Raw genomic sequence first — 17,753 nt, 5'->3', positions numbered from 1 at the left:
CCTAAAAAGAGCCGCTAATTAGCGGCTCTTTTTGTATTTTAAATTAACCAGAACTCAAGTTAATTAGCTGCTTGCGCTGTTGGTTGCTGTTTATTTAGTTGTAAGTAACTTAGTAGCCACATCCCCAAACCACCTAAAAATAATGCAGCTGCTACGTAACCTGTTTGATTAGGTGCAGCACCCTGTGCTATTGCAATTCCACCGACCCAAGGGCCTATAGCATTGGCAGTATTAAATGCGCACTGTACTAAGGCGCCAATCATAGCGTGGCCTTCTGGGGCGACGTCCATTAAAAGCGTTTGAATCAGCGTAGCCAAGCCCACACTGCAACCAATAAAGAAGATCACAGCATAAAGAGCCCAAATATTATGGCTTGCCGTTACATAAGCAAAGGCAAATACAATGGTACATACAAGTGCAAGACCAGTGGTTTTAATTGCAGATTTATCGGCTGCTTTACCCAGTACATAGTTACCGAGCGTACAACCGATACCAAACATTACCATTGCGATAGAAATAGTATACGGGGCTGTTTTTGTTACCACTAATATGGTGTCGGCAATGTAAGTATAAATACAAAACACCCCACCAAAGCCAATAATTACAATACCTAAAATAGACCAAACCAGTTTATTTTTAAGTACGCCAAACTCGTTTAGTAAGTTAGAAGGTTTAGCGTTATCGATATTTGGCACTACTTTATAAACAAAAATAAAAGCAATAAATGCAAGCACTGCAGCGCCAGCTAAACAATAACGCCAACTTAAATTTTGACCTACAAGTGTAACTATAGGCACGCCAACAATAGTAGCCACAGTTAAACCCATAAACACCTTAGACATAAAGCTTGCACGCTTACCTTTTGGGGCAATATCCGATGCTAATAAAATAGCAGCACCAAAATATGCACCATGAGGTAAGCCACTTAAAAATCTAAATATTACAAGCTGCTCAAGCGATGTTGCCATCGCGCTTAATCCGTTTGAGACAAACATTAAGCTTATAAAAATGAGCAATGCTTTGCGCTTTCTCATATTAGCAGTTGTTAGCATTAAAATAGGCGCGCCCACGACAACACCAATGGCGTAAGCACTAATTGCATAACCACTTTGTGATGGCGTTGAACCAAATGTTTCGCTAATTAGTGGCAGCATAGGCATCATCGAAAATTCAGATAATCCTAAAATAAATGTACCGAGCGCTAATACAAATAAAATAGCGGTTCTGTTAAGTTGACTAGATGCCGACGTTACATCTGATGTCATAAAAAATCCTTTGAAATTGATGTGAAATACATAGATAAAAGCAACAGTAAAATATGTAAAAATATTATATATAGGCTAGATTCTGTTTATCTTTCGAGATTGAATTTAACTGCAGTGTGTTTTTTAGGCAAGGCAGAGCTTGTTAGTGTGATTATTCCCTCATGGATGTAGGTAAAAGGTGTTGAGCAGAACGCGGAAGCTTTGCTCTGTTTTTACTTAGCCCACTAGGTTACACACCTCGCGCCGCGATTAAATCGAACCTAGATAGAACGAATTTTAATCTATAAACAGACCCTAGAAAAAATGACGTGATTTAGAGATAAACAGGTGGTTATATTAAGTTAAAAAGTGCGCGGCGTCATGTGCCAAACTGAAATTAAATAAGATATATACGATTTATGCATTTAATAGCCTAGATTCAAATTGTAAGTGCATAACTTGTTTTGGCTAGATTAAGTGGTCAGTTGCTCATAAGCTAACTGCTTTTTCTCCGGCAAGAGATTTTACAATGAGACATTACAAACAACTGACCTATGAGCAAAGATGCCAGATCGCTATTCTAAAGAAAAGCGGTTTTACGCAACAAAGTATTGCTGAGCTAACTAATTTATCGCAATCTACGATTATCACAAGCGCAGTCATGGTAAGACAAACCGAGGACAAATAAAAAATCGCGTTAGCATTGAAGAACGTCCACAAATAGTTGATGAGAAAGGCCGTATCGGAGATTGGGAAATAGATACCGTCATAGGTAAAGGCCATCGAGGCGCCCTTGTTACCATTGTAGAGCGGGTCACCCAATTCACTGTATCAACTCAGGTGGCAGGAAAAACAGCACAAGCCGTCACTGCGGCGACGATAGAACTATTAAGGCCATATAGGTCAGCGCTTCATACCATAACGGCTGACAATGGAAAAGAGTTCGCTTATCATGAGCAAATCACAAAGGCATTAAGTGTTCCTGTTTATTTTGCTCACCCTTATCACTCATGGGAGCGCGGATTGAATGAAAACACGAATGGATTACTACGCCAGTATTGGCCGAAGAGCACAGATTTTAAGGCGGTAACACCAGCGCAAGTTATACCAGTACTTGAGCAACTTAATAATCGTCCGAGAAAGACACTTGGATTTGAAACGCCTGCAAAATTGATGCAGGATCACTTGGCGCCTAAAGCCGCCTAAACGTTATGCACTTCAGATTTGAATCCGCGAGTACATAACAATGCCAATAGTGAAAAAATAACGATGATATTCTTCATGAAATTCCTTAATTTTAATCGAGCCGCGATTATAATTTACTTTCATGAGGAATTTAATTAATTAGTTTAAAAATCAGAGTTTTTAGGTATAAAAGGGATGATTTATTAGAGGGTATTTAATGAAAAAACCGCTCAGTAGAAACTAAGCGGTAAATTTGTTTTTTAAAGCCAACGAATGGCGCCTGTAACGCGTTCGTTATATGTATCTAGGGGTGCTCCAAGACTTGCCACTAAAATAGTATCAGCTTGTGAACCTCGGTTGATATGGCCTTCAAAGCGCTCATCTTTAAAATCATCATCACCAAATCCAAATGATTGATTTTCAGAAGGTACTATAAATACAGTCATAGGGCCAAAGTCAGATTCAAATATTAAATGCAGGCCTTTTTCGCCTTTAAAATCACAAAACATAGCGTAAGTGACTGCACCAGGAAGTTCATCAATATGACCGCCTAAAACAGCTAACTTATCGTTTACACTTTGCAAGCTAATGGGCTCTTTTTTATCAAGCGCACTAATTTCGTAGTACACATGAGCTAGTGCATGTTCACCCGCTTCGTGTGCAATATTTTGCTCTGTACTAAAAAAGAAGGCACTAATCGCCACTACAAAAGATGCTGCTAACGCAAGATGCACGCGGTCAAGCTTAAAACGCGAGCGGGCATCAACTACATTTTTTCCTGTTGCTTGTTCTTCTTGTAGTGCTTTTTCTTTTAACGATGTGTTTAAAAGAATGCGATCTGCAAGGTTTTCAGGCACAGGTATGTCTAAAGAATCTTGAATAAATTTATCAAAATCTTTCATATCGTTAATAAAACTTTGTCGCTCAGGGTTATTGTTAGCAAACTCCATGAGCTCCTTGTCAATGTCGTTTGGCTGCGCAATAGTGCGGCGACGAAACTCAAGTTCATCCATTATTTTGATGCCCCTTTAAGTTGTTCATCATCACGGCTTAAAGCCTCTTTAAGTTGATTTCGGGCACGGTATAAACGGGTCATTACCGTGTTTTTATTTAAATTAAGTATGTCTGCAATCTCTTCACCAGAGCAGCCCATTACAACTTGCAGTAATAACGGCTCTCGGTATTCATCAGATAGCAGTGCAATCTGGCGTTGAATAACCGTTTGTTCCATTTCATCATCTAATGAGTGGCTGGTTTCATCAACAAGCGTATCGTTTTCTACGTCGCTATAATCAAACTGTTTACGTTCAAATCGGCGTGCGTTTTCTCTTCGTAATATAGTAAGTAACCAGGGTTTAGCTGCTTTTTGATCAAGTAAAGAGTCGAGTGAACGCCAAGCGCGTAAAAACGTTTCTTGTACTAGATCATCTGCTATGTGCGGATCACGACATAGCCAATAAGCAAAGCGATAAAGCTCTTTATTGTAAACGTGGACCAAGGCTTCATAACGCTTTTGTTTCTCTGCCATATCGATTAAGACCTGATTGTTTGATTTTTTCTTTCCAAGCATAAGCACTTTTTTAATTAAAAATTATTATTTATTGCAAAAAAGACCTGAGTATCGTAGTTATTAATCATAAAGGTCTTTTAATACAGCTTGTTGCGACTTTAATGCCTGAGTTTGATGGTTCTCAAGAATTTTAATAATAGCATTAAGATCACAGTTTGTAGTTCTATTACTGTAAAGCTGTGCCTGCAATTGCATAATATAGTTATTTAACTCACTATTGCTTACAATGCAGCATAGTTCATCAATTGCGCCCACATTTTTATTCGTAACCAGGACCGCATAATTATTAAGCTCATTATAAAACACTTTATTATCGTTTGATTTTGCTACCGCAACCAGCTTTTTCAAGCTTGGTTGGTTAATTATATCCGCAGTTGATTGTACTTTCTTAGTGGTATTGCTAGTAGAACGGTTAAACCAATAAAAAATTACAGTCACAATCCATAAAACATAACCTAATATCGCAACAGCAATAAGCCACAATGGTATATTTTTTTGTACTTGCATTGATTCTAACTGTGTAGCATCTACATTATTATTTGGCGAAGATGTTAGCGTATCGATAGTTTGTTGATTACTGTTAGTTGTTGAGCTAATAGCTGTACTACTAGGTGTAACAGTTATAGTACGCTTGGGTAATGTAGCTACGCTAATACGGTTCATTTTAGTATTAAACCAAGGCAGCTGTATTTCAGGTAAAGTGTAAGTACCTGGTTTTTGCGGCAGTAATGCATACGATGCAGTTTGCTGCGATACAACACGTCCGTCACGTACTGCATTGTTATTTTCTTTTTTATCAGGGTAGCTGCGTATGCCATCAATGGTAGGCATAGAGATTTCAGGTAATTGCTCTTTTGTAACGCCAAGAGCGGTAAGTGTAATAGTACGTGTTATAGGCGTACCGACTTCTACGGTGTTGTCGTTAGGTTGCCATTCTTCGTCTAGATTAACCAACTCGCTTGGTAACCACGTTCCCTTATAATCACTCGGAATTGGCTTGATTTCTATTTGCTGGTCGTCGCCAAGAGCGGATACTTCTAATTGACGATAATTTTGTTGTACTCGCCCTTGAAAAGCAGGACCTGCAATCGTGTAGACACCACTTTTTTGTGGCTGAATTAAATACTCGCGAGTAATAACAAGGTAGCGCTTGCCATCAACCAGCTCATAGCTCTCGGTTTGTTTACCTAATTGAGTAAGCTGAGCGTCTTCCATACTTGGTGCACTTAGGCTGCCATCAAGCAATTCTTTCGCAAGGTAAAGTTTAATAGTGTAAACGCCTGCTTCTTGCACAAATAATGAATTACTCGAGAGCGACGTTTTTAAAAATATTTCGTTATTTTTATCTGCATCAACTGAGCGTTTTGCCACTTTTAATTTAATAGGCTGTGAGGTTAACCCTGCAACGCTAAATGCCGGAATCGTGTAATCACCCTCTGTGCGAGTCATTAATTTGACCGACCACGTAGTTTGTTTATTAATGCTGCCATTAATAATGTTGGTACGAGAGCTTAAGCTCGTCGGGCCTACAACAAAGTCTTTTAACAGCGATGAGGTGTCTGGTTGCTCGCCTTTAACTGTATCGTCTACCGATATATTAAGCATAAAAAATTCACCCGCTAATACAGGGTTTTTATCTACGCTGGCTTCTAATTTGGTGGCAGCCCACGAAGGCATCGCACTTAATAGCAATAAACAGCAAAATAATCGCATTACCATGATTTTTCGACTCCTGTAGGGCGACGTTTATATTGTCTTTTTTGGGCTTCTAATTGCATTTTATTCCGTAATAAAATAGCCGGATCGTCCGGGACTTTTCTAAGTAGTTGATTAAGCTGTTGTGCTTTTTCTTTTTCTTCATTAGTGAGCTCACTTGCTTGGGCTTGCATCGCTTGTTGCTGAGCACTTTGTTTTTGCTCATCAGTGGCGGGTTGCTCACTCATTGCTTGTGGCTTACTTTGTTGCTGCTCATCCTCTTTAGGCTGGTCAGCGTCTTTATTTTGCCCTTGCTCACTTTGTGGCTGGGCTTGCATATCAGGTTCATTTTGCTTGTCTGATTGTTCGTCAGGCTCACCTTGTTGATTTTTTGATTGTTCAGACTCTTTATCTGATTTTTCATCGCTCGGGCTTTGACTTTCGTTTTCGCCTTTTTCAGAATCGCTTTTATCACCATTTTGTTGCTGATCCTGTTTTGACTGTTCAGAATTTTGCCCTTGGTTTTGCTCATCTTTTTTCTGACTATCATCTTGGTCTTGAGAGTCGTCGCCGTCGCTTTGCTGATCTTGCTGGTTTTGTTGCTCTTGTTGATTTAGTAATTGCTCAACTAAGGCTTGGTTATCGGCTGCTTGCGTAAAGTCATCTTGTAAGGTTTGGGCTTGTTTGTACGCCTCAATTGCGTCCTCAAGTTTACCAGCTTTGGCAAGGGCATTACCGTAGTTGTATAAACCGGTAGCCGACTTATCATTACTAAACTCATTAAGTGCAGCATCAAAATTACCTTGCTGGTAAAGCGCAGCGCCTTTTAACTCACTCGATTGCGCCTGTGTTGCTGCATCGAATTCTTTATTATTGTAAGCCTGCAATGCACGTTGATCTGCATTTTGCAAAAGAGTAGGGAGCTCTACGGCATACGCATTTTGCTGCGGTAAAAAACCAAAAGCTAAAAATGCGCCTAGCAAGGCAGCGCGTCTAAATAAATACAAACCAAATGGCAGTAATAACAAGAGTCCGTAAATACCTGCATCTATTCGCCAAAGCGCATGGCTTTGTTTTTCGTCTTTCAATAATTCACTCTGTGCATTTGGGGCAAACGTATTTATGTCGTTATTACTAGGCTGGTAACTAGCAAATTTACCACCACTGCTCGATGCTAAATTTTTAAGCTGACTGGCATTGAGAGTAGGTACTACAATTTGGCCGTATCTGTCTTTCAAAAAACCACCTTCAGGTAACTTAATTGGAGCGCCTTGAGCGGTACCCACGCCATATATATTTAATCTATATTGGGCGTTACTGGTAAAGCTACTCACGTCGCTTTGTTCTTGTTGGTCAATACCGTCGGTCACTAAAATAATGTCGCCATCAATATAACCCGCTTGCGTTAATAGCTCTTTGGCCATATCAAGACCGGCTAAAACGTTTGAGCCTTTGTCTGGCATTATTTCAGGGCTTAAGCTTGGAATTAAATTACTAAGTGTTGTGGCGTCGTTTGTTAGTGGCGATATTATATAGGCCGTGCCTGCGTAAGCTACAAGCGCGGTATCACCTTCTTTAAATAGCTCAATCATATCAAGCGCTTTAAAGCGTGATTGCATTAAACGATTTGGTAAAATATCGGTGCTGTACATTGAGTACGACATATCCATAACAATTACACGGGCACTTTTACTTTGAAATACAGGAACTTGTTTTTTCTCAAAGCTAGGCCCAGCACTAAATAAAATGCCAAGGCTGCAAAACAAAGCAACTAACCAAAGTGGCTGGCTGGCTTTAGTGTTTGCTTCGCTCATTATAAATTGTGCTAAATGCGGTGCAATTAGCTGCTCACTAGTCGTTTTTTTATGCTTAATTAAGGCGACAAAAAATAATGCCACAGCAGGTATGAGTAACCATAAAAGAGCAGGGCGAATAAATTCAAAATCCATTAGTTTGGCTCCTTTAATGCACGCAGTGTACTCAGCATTACTTTTAAGCTAATAAGTAAAATAGCGATAAGTAACGGGTAGTAAAATAATGAGCTTTGTGGGCGAAATGTTTGTTCATCAGCGCTAATAGGTTCAAGTTTATCAAGCTCTGCGTAAATTTGTTGAAGGCCTGCTACATCTTTGGCCCTAAAATATAATCCGCCAGTTTGCTCGGCAATCTTTTTAAGTAAGCTTTCATCTAAACTACTGCCACTAGAGCCACCCATGTTAAAGAGGCTAAAGCCGCGCGGATTATCTGAGCCAACGCCAATGGTGTACACTTTAATACCTTCCTCGCGAGCTAGCAGCAGAGCATCTTCTGGGTTTAAATTACCAGCGGTATTTTGTCCGTCGGTTAATAGCACCACAATACGGTTACTCTCATCTTTATTGGCAAAGCGTTTTACCGAAAGACCCAATGCATCACCAATGGCTGTTGCGCGTCCTACTAAACCAATTTGCGCTTCACTGAGCATTTTACTTACTGTTTTAACGTCGCGCGTGAGCGGGGTTTGTAAAAACGCGGTGTCGCCAAATAATATCAGCCCAAGCCTGTCGCCTTGACGCTGCTCTATAAAATCACTGAGTACGGCTTTTACCATGGTAAGGCGGTCAACATATTGGCCATTGTAAGCCATGTCTTGTTCGGTCATCGAGCCTGATAAGTCAACTGCTAACATTATATCGCGCCCTTCATTTGGTAATGAGATTGGCTCATCTAACCATGTTGGATTGGCAGCGGCAGTAACAAGTAATAACCAAATTACCCACTCGAAAGGATTTAAACGTCGTGCGTGTGGCTCAATGCTTTGACTGGTTAAATTGTGCTTTGCAAAACTGGGTATACGTAAACGCGTACTGGCATTACTTGCTGCGGGTTTTAATAGTAAAAGTAATAAAGGTAAGGGTATTAATAAAAATAACCATGGCCAGCTAAATTCAAACATTTACTGACTCCTTTATTTTAAATTGCTTAATACCTTGGCGAAATTTTTCGCACAGTGTTGTATCTTTTTGGCTGGGGTTATACAAGCTTAGTATTTCTTGTTCTGTAAAGCTCAAACCGGTAAGCGTATTAAGTGTTGTGCACCATTTAGAGGTAGATTGTGCAGCAAGTCGCTTGTCGTAATATTCAATCACTAAACGTTTTAAAATAATATGCAGTTGCTGAGGGTTTTGCTCACTTTGGCTCAATTGTATTGCGTAGCGTTTAGGCTTTTTAAATTTATGTTTTTTATAAAATATATAAATAGCTGCGCACAGTGCTAAAAACAGCAGTGCAATAATAACCCACCAAGCAGGGGCGAGTGGCCACCAATTAACTTGGCTTGGCGCTATTATATCGTGCAGGCCATCGAGTGGATTGGTTTGCATGGTTATTTTCTCACTAATTGCAGCTCAAGCGGTGTTGCTGCATTGAATGATATTAAATTAAGACCCGATTTAGTTAGGCGATTAAAGCGCGCGCTAAATGCTTGCTCAGCATTTTTAGCAAAGCGTTCTCTAAAGCTGTTATCCATTAATGGTAGGGCAAAGTCCTGACCATTTGCATTAACAGTAACGGCTTGCTTAAACGCAGGTAACTGATGCTCAAACGGATCGCTTATGTGGCAACCAATCAGCTCGCAGTGGCGGCTTAATATTTCGAGTTGCTTAAAGCTGGCATCATCCAGAGCATTAAAATCAGACACTAAATACACTAAGCTACCTGGTTTTGCTAAATGATTAAGGCGCTTTAGGTTATCGCTAAAGTTGTTAGGGGCTGTTTTATCAATATTGTTAAGCGCTTGCTGGTGGTTATCGCATAAATTATGGCAAAGCTTAAGCACTGCTTTTTCACGGGCACTGGGTTTTAGCTCTAAATGCGAGTGCTGATTAAACACAATACCGCCAATTCTATCGCCGCGCTGACACGCCGACCATGCAACAAGAGCGCTTATATGCGCAGCTTGCACCGACTTTAATAGTAACTTTGAGCCAAACAGCATTGAGTTTGAAAAATCAGTAAATACAAACACAGGGCGCTCTTTTTCTTCTTGAAAGAGCTTTGTGTGAGTCTCGCCGGTACGCGCAGTAACTCGCCAATCAATAGAGCGAATATCGTCACCTTGCTGATAATGTCGCACTTCGGCAAATTCCATTCCTCGGCCTTTGTGCGGTGCAAGGTATTGCCCTGTTAAGGTGTTTTTTATTTTTACCTTAGGGGCAAGTTCAAGCAATTGCGCTTTGGCTTTGTAATACATCAGCTCTTTGAGTGCTAAATTAACACCGTGGCTATGGCTCTGTTTGAGCCATGCTTGGGTTTCTAATTGTTTTTGCATAACTTATGGTACGGCTACAAGTTCAACTATACGGCTTATTACTTGATCTTTAGTAATGCCATCGGCTTGGGCTTCGTAACTTAAAATAATGCGATGACGCAGTACATTATGCACAACAGCTTGAATATCATCAGGTGCTACAAAGTCGCGACCTTGAAGCCATGCATGAGCACGAGCACATTTATCAAGTGCTATTGTTGCACGCGGGCTTGCACCAAACTCAATCCAGCTACCTAGTTGCGCGTCTAATTTAGCGCCTTCACGGGTAGCAATAATAAGTTGTACTAAATATTGCTCAAGTGGCTCTGCTAAATAAAGGCCTAATATTTCTTTACGCGCTGCAAATAAATCGCTTTGACTAATTTTTTGCATTACTGGTTGTTGTTCATTAAGCGCTTCGCCGCGTGTTAAACGCAGTATATCAAGCTCATGCTCTGCGCCAGGGTAGTCAATACTTAGGTGCAGTAAAAAGCGATCCAGCTGGGCTTCTGGTAACGGGTAAGTCCCTTCTTGCTCTAGCGGGTTTTGCGTTGCCATAACTAAAAACAGTTCGCTAAGCGGATATGTATTTTTACCCACGGTAACTTGTCGCTCTGCCATGGCTTCTAATAGTGCTGATTGTACTTTGGCTGGTGCACGGTTAATTTCGTCAGCTAAAATAAGGTTATGAAAAAGAGGGCCTTTTTCAAATACAAACTCGCTAGTTTGTTGGCGGTAAATGTCGGTACCTGTAACATCAGCCGGTAATAAATCTGGCGTAAACTGTACGCGCTGAAATGAGCCTTCAATGCCTTTAGCAAGTGCATTAACTGCACGTGTTTTTGCAAGCCCAGGAGGGCCTTCTACTAATAAGTGACCATCAGCTAAAATAGCAATAAGTAGCGCTTGTGTAAGCTCTGGCTGGCCAATGATTTGTGTATCTAAGTACGTTTTTAATTGTGAAAATGCGTTAGCTGCCATAATAAGTGGACTGTCCTCGTCAGCTGGGTTTGTACCTAATAGTGCTAGGTGATAAATACTGACCTATTTATAAGGTTTATAATTGAGTAACTCAAGGGTTAGACTGTATTTTTTAAAATAGTTCGTTATTTCTTAACGATTTTTAGCGTACCACAAAACTTTGTAAATGCGTCTAAAAAAGCCTATTGTGATAATCGTAATTAAACACTGTTTATATAAATTTGTGTTTATCTATTGGCTTTAGGGCACGGGTTGTTTAGAATCGAGGAAAACAAACAGGTCAGACCTGTCAGCGGGAGAGCATAAATGTCTGAGCAAAACATACTAAAAACACCAAAGGGCGACCGTATTGCCATCGTTAGCGGCTTACGTACACCTTTTGCAAAACAAGCAACAGCGTTTCACCATGTACCAGCACTTGATATGGGTAAATTGGTGGTTAACGAAATGCTTGAACGATTAAATTTCAATAAGTCAGAAATTGATCAACTTGTATTTGGTCAAGTAGTACAAATGCCAGAAGCGCCAAATATTGCACGTGAAATTGTATTGGGCACAGGTATGCCGGTATCGGTTGATGCATATTCTGTATCGCGCGCATGTGCTACCAGCTTTCAGGCTATTGCTAATGTAGCTGAGTCTATTATGGCGGGATCTGTAAGTGTAGGTATTGCAGGCGGCGCAGACTCGTCATCAGTACTGCCAATTGGTGTTAGTAAAAAGCTAGCAGGCAGCTTAGTTGATTTAAATAAAGCGCGTACGCTTGGTCAACGCTTAAAAATATTTTCAAAACTGCGTTTAAAAGACTTATTACCAGTGCCACCTGCTGTAGCAGAGTATTCAACAGGCCTTTCAATGGGGCAAACTGCTGAGCAAATGGCTAAAACACATAATATTAGCCGTGAAGATCAAGATGCATTAGCGCATCGTTCTCACTCACTTGCAACGCAAGCATGGGCTGATGGTAAGTTAAAAGATGAAGTAATGACGGCGCATTTACCGCCATATAAAAGCTTTATTTCAGAAGATAACAACATTCGTAAAAACTCAACGGTTGAAGGTTACGCCAAGCTTAAACCTGTTTTTGACCGTCAGCACGGTACTGTTACCGCAGCAAATGCAACACCATTAACTGATGGTGCAGCGGCCGTACTTATGATGAGCGAAAGTAAAGCAAAAGCACTTGGCTACGAAATACTTGGTTACGTACGTAGCTTTGCATTTTCGGCAATTGGCGTAGAAAAAGACATGTTAATGGGCCCTGCTCATTCAACGCCTATTGCACTTGATAGAGCGGGTATTACGCTTGCTGATTTAGATTTAATTGAAATGCACGAAGCGTTTGCATCGCAAACACTTGCCAATATGAAAATGTTTGCTTCAGACAAATTTGCACAAGAGCATTTAGGTCGCAGCAAAGCAATCGGCGAAATTAACATGGATAAGTTTAACGTTAACGGCGGCTCTTTAGCATATGGTCACCCATTTGCAGCAACAGGTGCACGCTTAATTACGCAAAGCTTACACGAGCTTAAACGTCGTGGTGGCGGTTTAGCATTAACAACAGCGTGTGCTGCTGGTGGTTTAGGTGCAGCCTTTGTATTGGAGAGTGCGTAATGACAGATTCAGTATTTAATTTAGCGGTAGATGAAAATAAAATCGCCGTTGTAACTATTGATGTGCCAGGGGAGAAAATGAATACCCTGCGCAGTAGTTTTGCCGATGACTTAAAAGCATTATTAGAAGACGCTAAGTCGCAAAATGTAAAAGGCATGGTATTTATAAGCGGAAAAAGCGATAACTTTATCGCGGGCGCCGATGTAAAAATGCTCGATAGCGTTCAAAAGCGTGAAGATGCGCTAGCTATTAGCGAACTATGCCATCAAGCATTTTTTGATATGACAAAACTGCCATACACTACAGTAAGTGCGATTCATGGCGCTGCATTAGGTGGTGGTTTAGAATTTGCTTTAGCGTGTGATTACCGTGTTGGTACCGACAGCGATTTAACAAAAATTGGCTTACCAGAAGTGCAACTTGGTTTACTACCAGGTGGCGGCGGCACGCAGCGTTTAACTAAAATTGTTGGTATTCAAAAAGCACTAGAGTGGATGCTAACAGGTAAACAAATTCGCCCTAAGCAAGCTAAAAAATCAGGCGTGCTTGATGATTGCGTACCGCACAGTGTGCTGTTAAAAGTTGCAAAAGAATTTGCGACTAAGAAAAAGCCACAAGCAAAAGAGCCAAAACTCGACAATATTAGTAAATTATTAGAGTCAAACCCGTTTGGTCGTAACTTTATCTTTAAAAAAGCCAAAGAAAACGTACTTAAAAAAACGGGCGGGCACTACCCAGCACCACTCGCTATTATTAAAGCAGTGCGTGCTAGTGTAGAGCTTGATGAGCTAAAAGCGTATAAAACAGAAGCTGAAAGCTTTGCAACACTTGTAATGAGTGACGAATCTAAAGCGCTTCGCGGTATTTTCTTTGCAACCACTGAAATGAAAAAAGAGTGGCGCAATGATGGCGCACCAGCAATCAGCAAAACTGCTGTTTTAGGTGGTGGATTAATGGGCGCAGGCATTGCGCACGTAAGTGCTGTTAAAGCTAAAGTACCGGTGCGTATTAAAGATGTAGCAGAGCAGGGCATTAGTAATGCAATGAGCTACACCTACAAAATTTTAGATAAGCGCCTTAAGCGTCGTATTATGTCTAAAGCTGATGTGCAGTTAACAATGAACCGCATTACAGGTACAACTGACTACAGTGGCTTTAAACACATTGACTTAGTGATAGAGGCGGTGTTTGAAGATCTTGCACTTAAGCAAGGTATGGTTGCTGACGTAGAGCAGCAATGCCAAGCAAATACCATTTTTGCTAGTAACACGTCATCATTACCAATATCACAAATTGCAGCGCAGGCAGCACGTCCTGAAAATGTAATTGGCTTACATTATTTTTCACCAGTGGAAAAAATGCCATTAGTGGAAATTATTCCACACGAAGGTACGTCTCAAGAGACCATTGCTCGCGTTGTTAACTTTGCACGTAAGCAAGGTAAAACGCCAATTGTTGTAAAAGACATGGCTGGTTTTTACGTAAACCGTATTTTAGCGCCTTATTTAAACGAAGCAGCTAACTTAATGCTTGCGGGTGAGCCAATTGAAAAGATTGATGCAGCCCTAGTCGAGTTTGGCTTTCCGGTAGGACCGCTGGCTCTACTTGATGAAGTAGGTATTGATATTGGCTCTAAAATTGCCCCAATTCTTGAAAAAGAATTAGGTGAGCGTTTTAAAGGCCCTGATGCATTTGTGCGTATGATTGATTCAAAACGCCTTGGCCGTAAATCAGGTCGTGGTTTTTATGAGTACGACAAAAAAGGCAAAAAGGTTGATGAGTCAGTTTACGAACTACTGGGTGTTACCCCAGCTCCACGTTTAAACAAAAGCGAAATTGCTAAGCGTTGTGTATCGAAAATGCTTAACGAAGCAGTACGCTGTTTAGATGATGGCATTATTGCCAGCCCACGTGATGGCGACATTGGTGCAATATTTGGTATTGGTTTCCCACCATTTTTAGGTGGCCCGTTTAGCTATATGGATAAATTAGGCGCAAGTAAAATAAGTGCTGATATGTCTACATTGGCTAACAGCGATGCTAATTTTGCTCCATGTGAGTCACTGGTAACAATGACAAGCTCTGGTGCTACTTTTTACACTGTTTTACAAGCCGATATAGCTGGTGAGCAAGCAACTGTGGATGCAGCGATTGCGGTTAAAGCGGACGTTGAAGTTACGCAAGAAGATGCTACAGAAGCCTCGCCTGAGGTTGTTGAAGTAAACGAAGATAAAATAGTAAAGTAATCCTTCAAAGTTACTTTTGATTAAATGCAGCTCGTTTAGATGAGCTGCATTTTTTTAGGGAGTTACTTCAACACATTTTTATCTTTAGAAATTAAATATACAGCGGTGTCGTTATTAAGCTCACAGGTTAAAAATATAATACTGTGATAAATCCTCTCTAAATTGACCGGTAATCCAAAAGCTTAATATGATCCTTTAAAGGTGATTTTTTTCAAAAATGGACTGACTAGATCCTGTTTATTTTCGAGGTTAAACATACACTGTCCTTGCGTTCGCCCTAGGGGAAATTTACTCTTTGTTGCCTAAATGGGTGTAGGTAAGGGGCGGAAGCTTTGCTCGATTTTTACTTAGCCCACTAAGTTACAACCTCATGCCGCAATTAAATTGCCCCTAGAACGAGCAAATTTTAATCCTGAAAGGTCAACAAGCCCTCGCTTTTTAGTTTGTGTAAAGGCTAGGTTGTTCGCTACAATAGCGCCTCTTAATTGCTAAATGGACTCTGTAATGAAAATTCTTGCCGATCAAAATATGCCTTTAGTTGAGCAGTACTTTGCAGACTTTGGTGAGGTTGAGCGTTTTGATGGTCGTAAATTAACCCCTGAACAATTAATTGATGTAGATGTACTCCTTACTCGTTCAGTGACCAATGTTAATTATGAGCTGTTGTCACAAGCTAATAAGCTTAGCTTTGTGGGTACAGCCACAATTGGCATTGACCATATTGATACGCAATTACTGCATGATAGAGATATCGCTTTTACTAGCGCGCCTGGTTGTAATGCCGTTGCGGTAGCTGAATATGTAATTAGTAGCTTATTTGCATTAAGCCAAGAAAATGCGCGCCCATTGTGTGGTCAAACAATAGGTATCGTCGGGATGGGCAACATTGGTACGTGTTTAGCTGAAAAATTAAAAGCACTAGATGTTGATGTACTGTTATGCGATCCAATTAAGCACGAACAAGGCTTACTACAAGATCACATAGCGCTTGATGAGTTATTAGCAAGATCAGATGTTGTTACTTTTCACGTTCCCCTTGTTAAAAGTGGCGAGCATAAAACGCTGCACATGATGGGTAAAGAGCGATTAAAAGCACTTAAGCCAGGGCTTACGCTGATTAATGCAAGCCGAGGCGATGTAATTGATAACCAAGCGTTGCTTGAGGTAATGGAAGCGGGAGCCGATCTGGATTTAGTGCTTGATGTATGGGAAAAAGAGCCCAATATTTTAACTGAATTACTAGAACATGTTCGCTACGCCAGTGTGCATATTGCGGGTCATACGCTTGAAGGCAAAGCTCGTGGTACACAAATGCTGTATCAAAAACTATGTGAACTGAAAAGTGTCGATGCGAGTAAATCGTTGAATGACTTTTTACCTACTCCAGCTATTACACAAGCGGTTATTACGCCAAACTTCAATGAGCAGGATGTTGCCTGTTTAGTGCATTTAATTTACGACGTTCGCCGTGATGATGGTATTTTACTTCGCCATTTAGAAAGTGATGGTTTTGATAGTTTACGAAAAAGCTATCCGGTAAGACGAGAATTTAGCACCTTGTCGATACAAGGTGATAGCTCACAACTAGCTGCACTTAGTCAACTTGGTTTTACCATAGCTAAATAGTTATTTAACTAACGATGTTGTTTTAATGTCGTTTATAGAGGAAGAAATATGTCGCAAAAATATAACGTTGCCGTACTTGGCGCTACAGGTTTAGTAGGCCGTCAAATCATTGAAACGCTAGCAGATCGTAAGTTTCCTGTTGATCAGCTTTTTTTACTTGCTAGCAGCCGCAGCGCGGGTGAAGATATAAAGTTTCGTGGTGAGACCATTGAAGTATTAGACGTTGAAGGCTTTGACTTTAGCCAAGCGCACATAGGTTTGTTTTCTGCTGGTGGCAGTGTATCTGAAAAATATGCACCTATTGCAGCAGACGCCGGCTGTATTGTAATTGATAACACATCACACTTTAGAAATGATTTTGAAATCCCATTAGTAGTGCCAGAAGTTAATGCGTCAAGCCTAGCTGATTTTAGAAATCGTAATATTATCGCTAACCCTAACTGTTCAACTATTCAGATGATGCTAGCACTTAAACCAATTTATGATGCTTACGGAATAGACCGTATCAATGTATCTACTTACCAAGCTGTATCGGGCGCAGGTAAAGAAGCGGTTGATGAACTTGCAAAACAAACTGCTAATTTAATGAATGCTCGTCCTATGGATAATAAAGTTTTTCCAAAGCAAATAGCATTTAACGTTATTCCTCAAATTGATAGCTTTGAAGAGAACGGCTACACACGCGAAGAAATGAAAATGGTAAATGAAACCCATAAAATTTTGGGTGATACGACTATTGCTGTAAATCCTACATGCGTACGTGTGCCTGTATTTTTTGGACATTCTGAATCAATTAATATTGAAACGCGTATGCCTTATGACTTTGAGCATGTTAAGCAACTTTTAAAAGATGCCCCTGGTGTTGAGTTGATTGACGATGAAGGTGATTATCCAACGGCAGTATCTGATGCAAGCGGAAATGACACTGTTTATATTGGTCGTTTACGAGCTGATATCTCGCACCCTCATGGTTTAAATATGTGGGTTGTAAGTGACAACACGCGTAAAGGCGCTGCAACTAACAGTATACAAATTGCAGAAGAACTTATTGCTAATTACATGTAATATTTTATAGCTAACGATTAGTTTAGAAGCGGTAAGCACCAATTGTTTGCCGCTTTTTATTCGGGTTACCGCCATTTTTTTGCCACTTATCTCACGAAGTATATAAACCTACTGATAATCCTCGATAAATTTATATTATTAATAATGTTTTTAGGTATTTATTTTCAATGTGTTGCAATGGATATTACTCCTGAACTGGTTTATAGTTTGTAATTGGAATAGAGCTTGCAAAAAAA

General features: G+C 40.3%; 13 protein-coding genes and 1 pseudogene. 5 read left to right on the top strand and 9 right to left on the bottom strand.

Annotated elements, in window-relative coordinates; genetic code table 11:
• Nucleotides 1-59: 59 nt before the first annotated feature.
• Nucleotides 60-1,301, bottom strand: coding sequence for an MFS transporter (locus P4S71_RS21895; protein WP_337151663.1), 1,242 nt, complete (start codon nt 1,299-1,301; stop codon nt 60-62).
• A 472-nt stretch (nt 1,302-1,773) separates the two neighbouring features.
• On the opposite strand from P4S71_RS21895, the pseudogene P4S71_RS21890 reads away from it, so the two are divergent.
• A pseudogene (locus tag P4S71_RS21890) lies at nt 1,774-2,450 on the top strand (IS30 family transposase).
• Nucleotides 2,451-2,689: 239 nt separating this feature from the next.
• On the opposite strand, the gene P4S71_RS21885 reads toward P4S71_RS21890, so the two are convergent.
• The 8 genes from P4S71_RS21885 to P4S71_RS21850 are packed head-to-tail and all read right to left on the bottom strand — an operon-like array spanning nt 2,690 to nt 10,963.
• Entirely contained in the window at nt 2,690-3,442 is a 753-nt protein-coding gene (locus P4S71_RS21885) for a DUF3379 family protein (protein WP_337151505.1), read from the bottom strand.
• Nucleotides 3,442-3,999 (bottom strand): sigma-70 family RNA polymerase sigma factor, encoded by a 558-nt coding sequence (locus P4S71_RS21880; protein ID WP_007377767.1) that lies wholly within the window; start codon nt 3,997-3,999, stop codon nt 3,442-3,444. The genes P4S71_RS21885 and P4S71_RS21880 overlap by 1 nt, the downstream gene beginning before the upstream one ends.
• Nucleotides 4,000-4,059: 60 nt before the next feature.
• Nucleotides 4,060-5,718 (bottom strand): BatD family protein, encoded by a 1,659-nt coding sequence (locus tag P4S71_RS21875; RefSeq protein WP_337151504.1) that lies wholly within the window; start codon nt 5,716-5,718, stop codon nt 4,060-4,062.
• On the bottom strand, nt 5,712-7,643 hold the full coding sequence (locus P4S71_RS21870; protein WP_337151503.1) for a VWA domain-containing protein: 1,932 nt from the start codon (nt 7,641-7,643) through the stop codon (nt 5,712-5,714). The genes P4S71_RS21875 and P4S71_RS21870 overlap by 7 nt, the downstream gene beginning before the upstream one ends.
• A complete protein-coding gene (locus P4S71_RS21865; RefSeq protein ID WP_024591645.1) occupies nt 7,643-8,629 on the bottom strand; it encodes a vWA domain-containing protein in 987 nt (328 codons plus the stop codon). The genes P4S71_RS21870 and P4S71_RS21865 overlap by 1 nt, the downstream gene beginning before the upstream one ends.
• Nucleotides 8,622-9,056, bottom strand: a complete 435-nt coding sequence (locus P4S71_RS21860) for a DUF4381 domain-containing protein (RefSeq protein ID WP_004335624.1) — start codon at nt 9,054-9,056, stop codon at nt 8,622-8,624. The genes P4S71_RS21865 and P4S71_RS21860 overlap by 8 nt, the downstream gene beginning before the upstream one ends.
• A gap of 2 nt (nt 9,057-9,058) precedes the next feature.
• Complete coding sequence (locus tag P4S71_RS21855) at nt 9,059-10,003, bottom strand: DUF58 domain-containing protein (RefSeq protein WP_007377763.1); 945 nt, start codon at nt 10,001-10,003, stop codon at nt 9,059-9,061.
• Nucleotides 10,004-10,006: 3 nt separating this feature from the next.
• Nucleotides 10,007-10,963 carry an AAA family ATPase gene (locus tag P4S71_RS21850; protein ID WP_007377762.1) on the bottom strand — a complete coding sequence of 319 codons (957 nt, stop codon included), beginning with the start codon at nt 10,961-10,963 and terminating at the stop codon, nt 10,007-10,009.
• A 306-nt stretch (nt 10,964-11,269) separates the two neighbouring features.
• On the opposite strand from P4S71_RS21850, the gene fadI reads away from it, so the two are divergent.
• The 4 genes from fadI (at nt 11,270) to P4S71_RS21830 (ending at nt 17,517) form a co-directional block, all read left to right on the top strand.
• Complete coding sequence (fadI, locus tag P4S71_RS21845) at nt 11,270-12,580, top strand: acetyl-CoA C-acyltransferase FadI (protein ID WP_004335629.1); 1,311 nt, start codon at nt 11,270-11,272, stop codon at nt 12,578-12,580.
• Nucleotides 12,580-14,826: a fatty acid oxidation complex subunit alpha FadJ gene (gene fadJ, locus P4S71_RS21840; RefSeq protein ID WP_337151502.1), complete on the top strand. Its 2,247-nt coding sequence runs from the start codon at nt 12,580-12,582 to the stop codon at nt 14,824-14,826. The genes fadI and fadJ overlap by 1 nt, the downstream gene beginning before the upstream one ends.
• A 504-nt stretch (nt 14,827-15,330) precedes the next feature.
• Nucleotides 15,331-16,452 carry a 4-phosphoerythronate dehydrogenase gene (locus tag P4S71_RS21835; RefSeq protein WP_337151501.1) on the top strand — a complete coding sequence of 374 codons (1,122 nt, stop codon included), beginning with the start codon at nt 15,331-15,333 and terminating at the stop codon, nt 16,450-16,452.
• Between the two features lie 48 nt (nt 16,453-16,500).
• Nucleotides 16,501-17,517 carry an aspartate-semialdehyde dehydrogenase gene (locus P4S71_RS21830; protein ID WP_007377758.1) on the top strand — a complete coding sequence of 339 codons (1,017 nt, stop codon included), beginning with the start codon at nt 16,501-16,503 and terminating at the stop codon, nt 17,515-17,517.
• The last annotated feature ends 236 nt before the right edge of the window (nt 17,518-17,753 follow it).

This window comes from Pseudoalteromonas sp. B62, assembly GCF_037162565.1.
Taxonomy (GTDB): Bacteria; Pseudomonadota; Gammaproteobacteria; order Enterobacterales; family Alteromonadaceae; genus Pseudoalteromonas; species Pseudoalteromonas fuliginea.
This window is presented reverse-complemented; position numbering and strand designations above follow the sequence as displayed.

What these genes read in the sequence shown, in the direction of transcription:
- P4S71_RS21865 (WP_024591645.1), bottom strand. Translation starts at nt 8,629, where the DNA reads ATGTTTGAATTTAGCTGGCCATGGTTATTTTTATTAATACCCTTACCT.
- P4S71_RS21855 (WP_007377763.1), bottom strand. Translation starts at nt 10,003, where the DNA reads ATGCAAAAACAATTAGAAACCCAAGCATGGCTCAAACAGAGCCATAGC.
- fadI (WP_004335629.1), top strand. Translation starts at nt 11,270, where the DNA reads ATGTCTGAGCAAAACATACTAAAAACACCAAAGGGCGACCGTATTGCC.
- P4S71_RS21830 (WP_007377758.1), top strand. Translation starts at nt 16,501, where the DNA reads ATGTCGCAAAAATATAACGTTGCCGTACTTGGCGCTACAGGTTTAGTA.
- P4S71_RS21860 (WP_004335624.1), bottom strand. Translation starts at nt 9,056, where the DNA reads ATGCAAACCAATCCACTCGATGGCCTGCACGATATAATAGCGCCAAGC.
- P4S71_RS21885 (WP_337151505.1), bottom strand. Translation starts at nt 3,442, where the DNA reads ATGGATGAACTTGAGTTTCGTCGCCGCACTATTGCGCAGCCAAACGAC.
- P4S71_RS21880 (WP_007377767.1), bottom strand. Translation starts at nt 3,999, where the DNA reads ATGCTTGGAAAGAAAAAATCAAACAATCAGGTCTTAATCGATATGGCA.
- P4S71_RS21835 (WP_337151501.1), top strand. Translation starts at nt 15,331, where the DNA reads ATGAAAATTCTTGCCGATCAAAATATGCCTTTAGTTGAGCAGTACTTT.
- P4S71_RS21875 (WP_337151504.1), bottom strand. Translation starts at nt 5,718, where the DNA reads ATGGTAATGCGATTATTTTGCTGTTTATTGCTATTAAGTGCGATGCCT.
- fadJ (WP_337151502.1), top strand. Translation starts at nt 12,580, where the DNA reads ATGACAGATTCAGTATTTAATTTAGCGGTAGATGAAAATAAAATCGCC.
- P4S71_RS21870 (WP_337151503.1), bottom strand. Translation starts at nt 7,643, where the DNA reads ATGGATTTTGAATTTATTCGCCCTGCTCTTTTATGGTTACTCATACCT.
- P4S71_RS21850 (WP_007377762.1), bottom strand. Translation starts at nt 10,963, where the DNA reads ATGGCAGCTAACGCATTTTCACAATTAAAAACGTACTTAGATACACAA.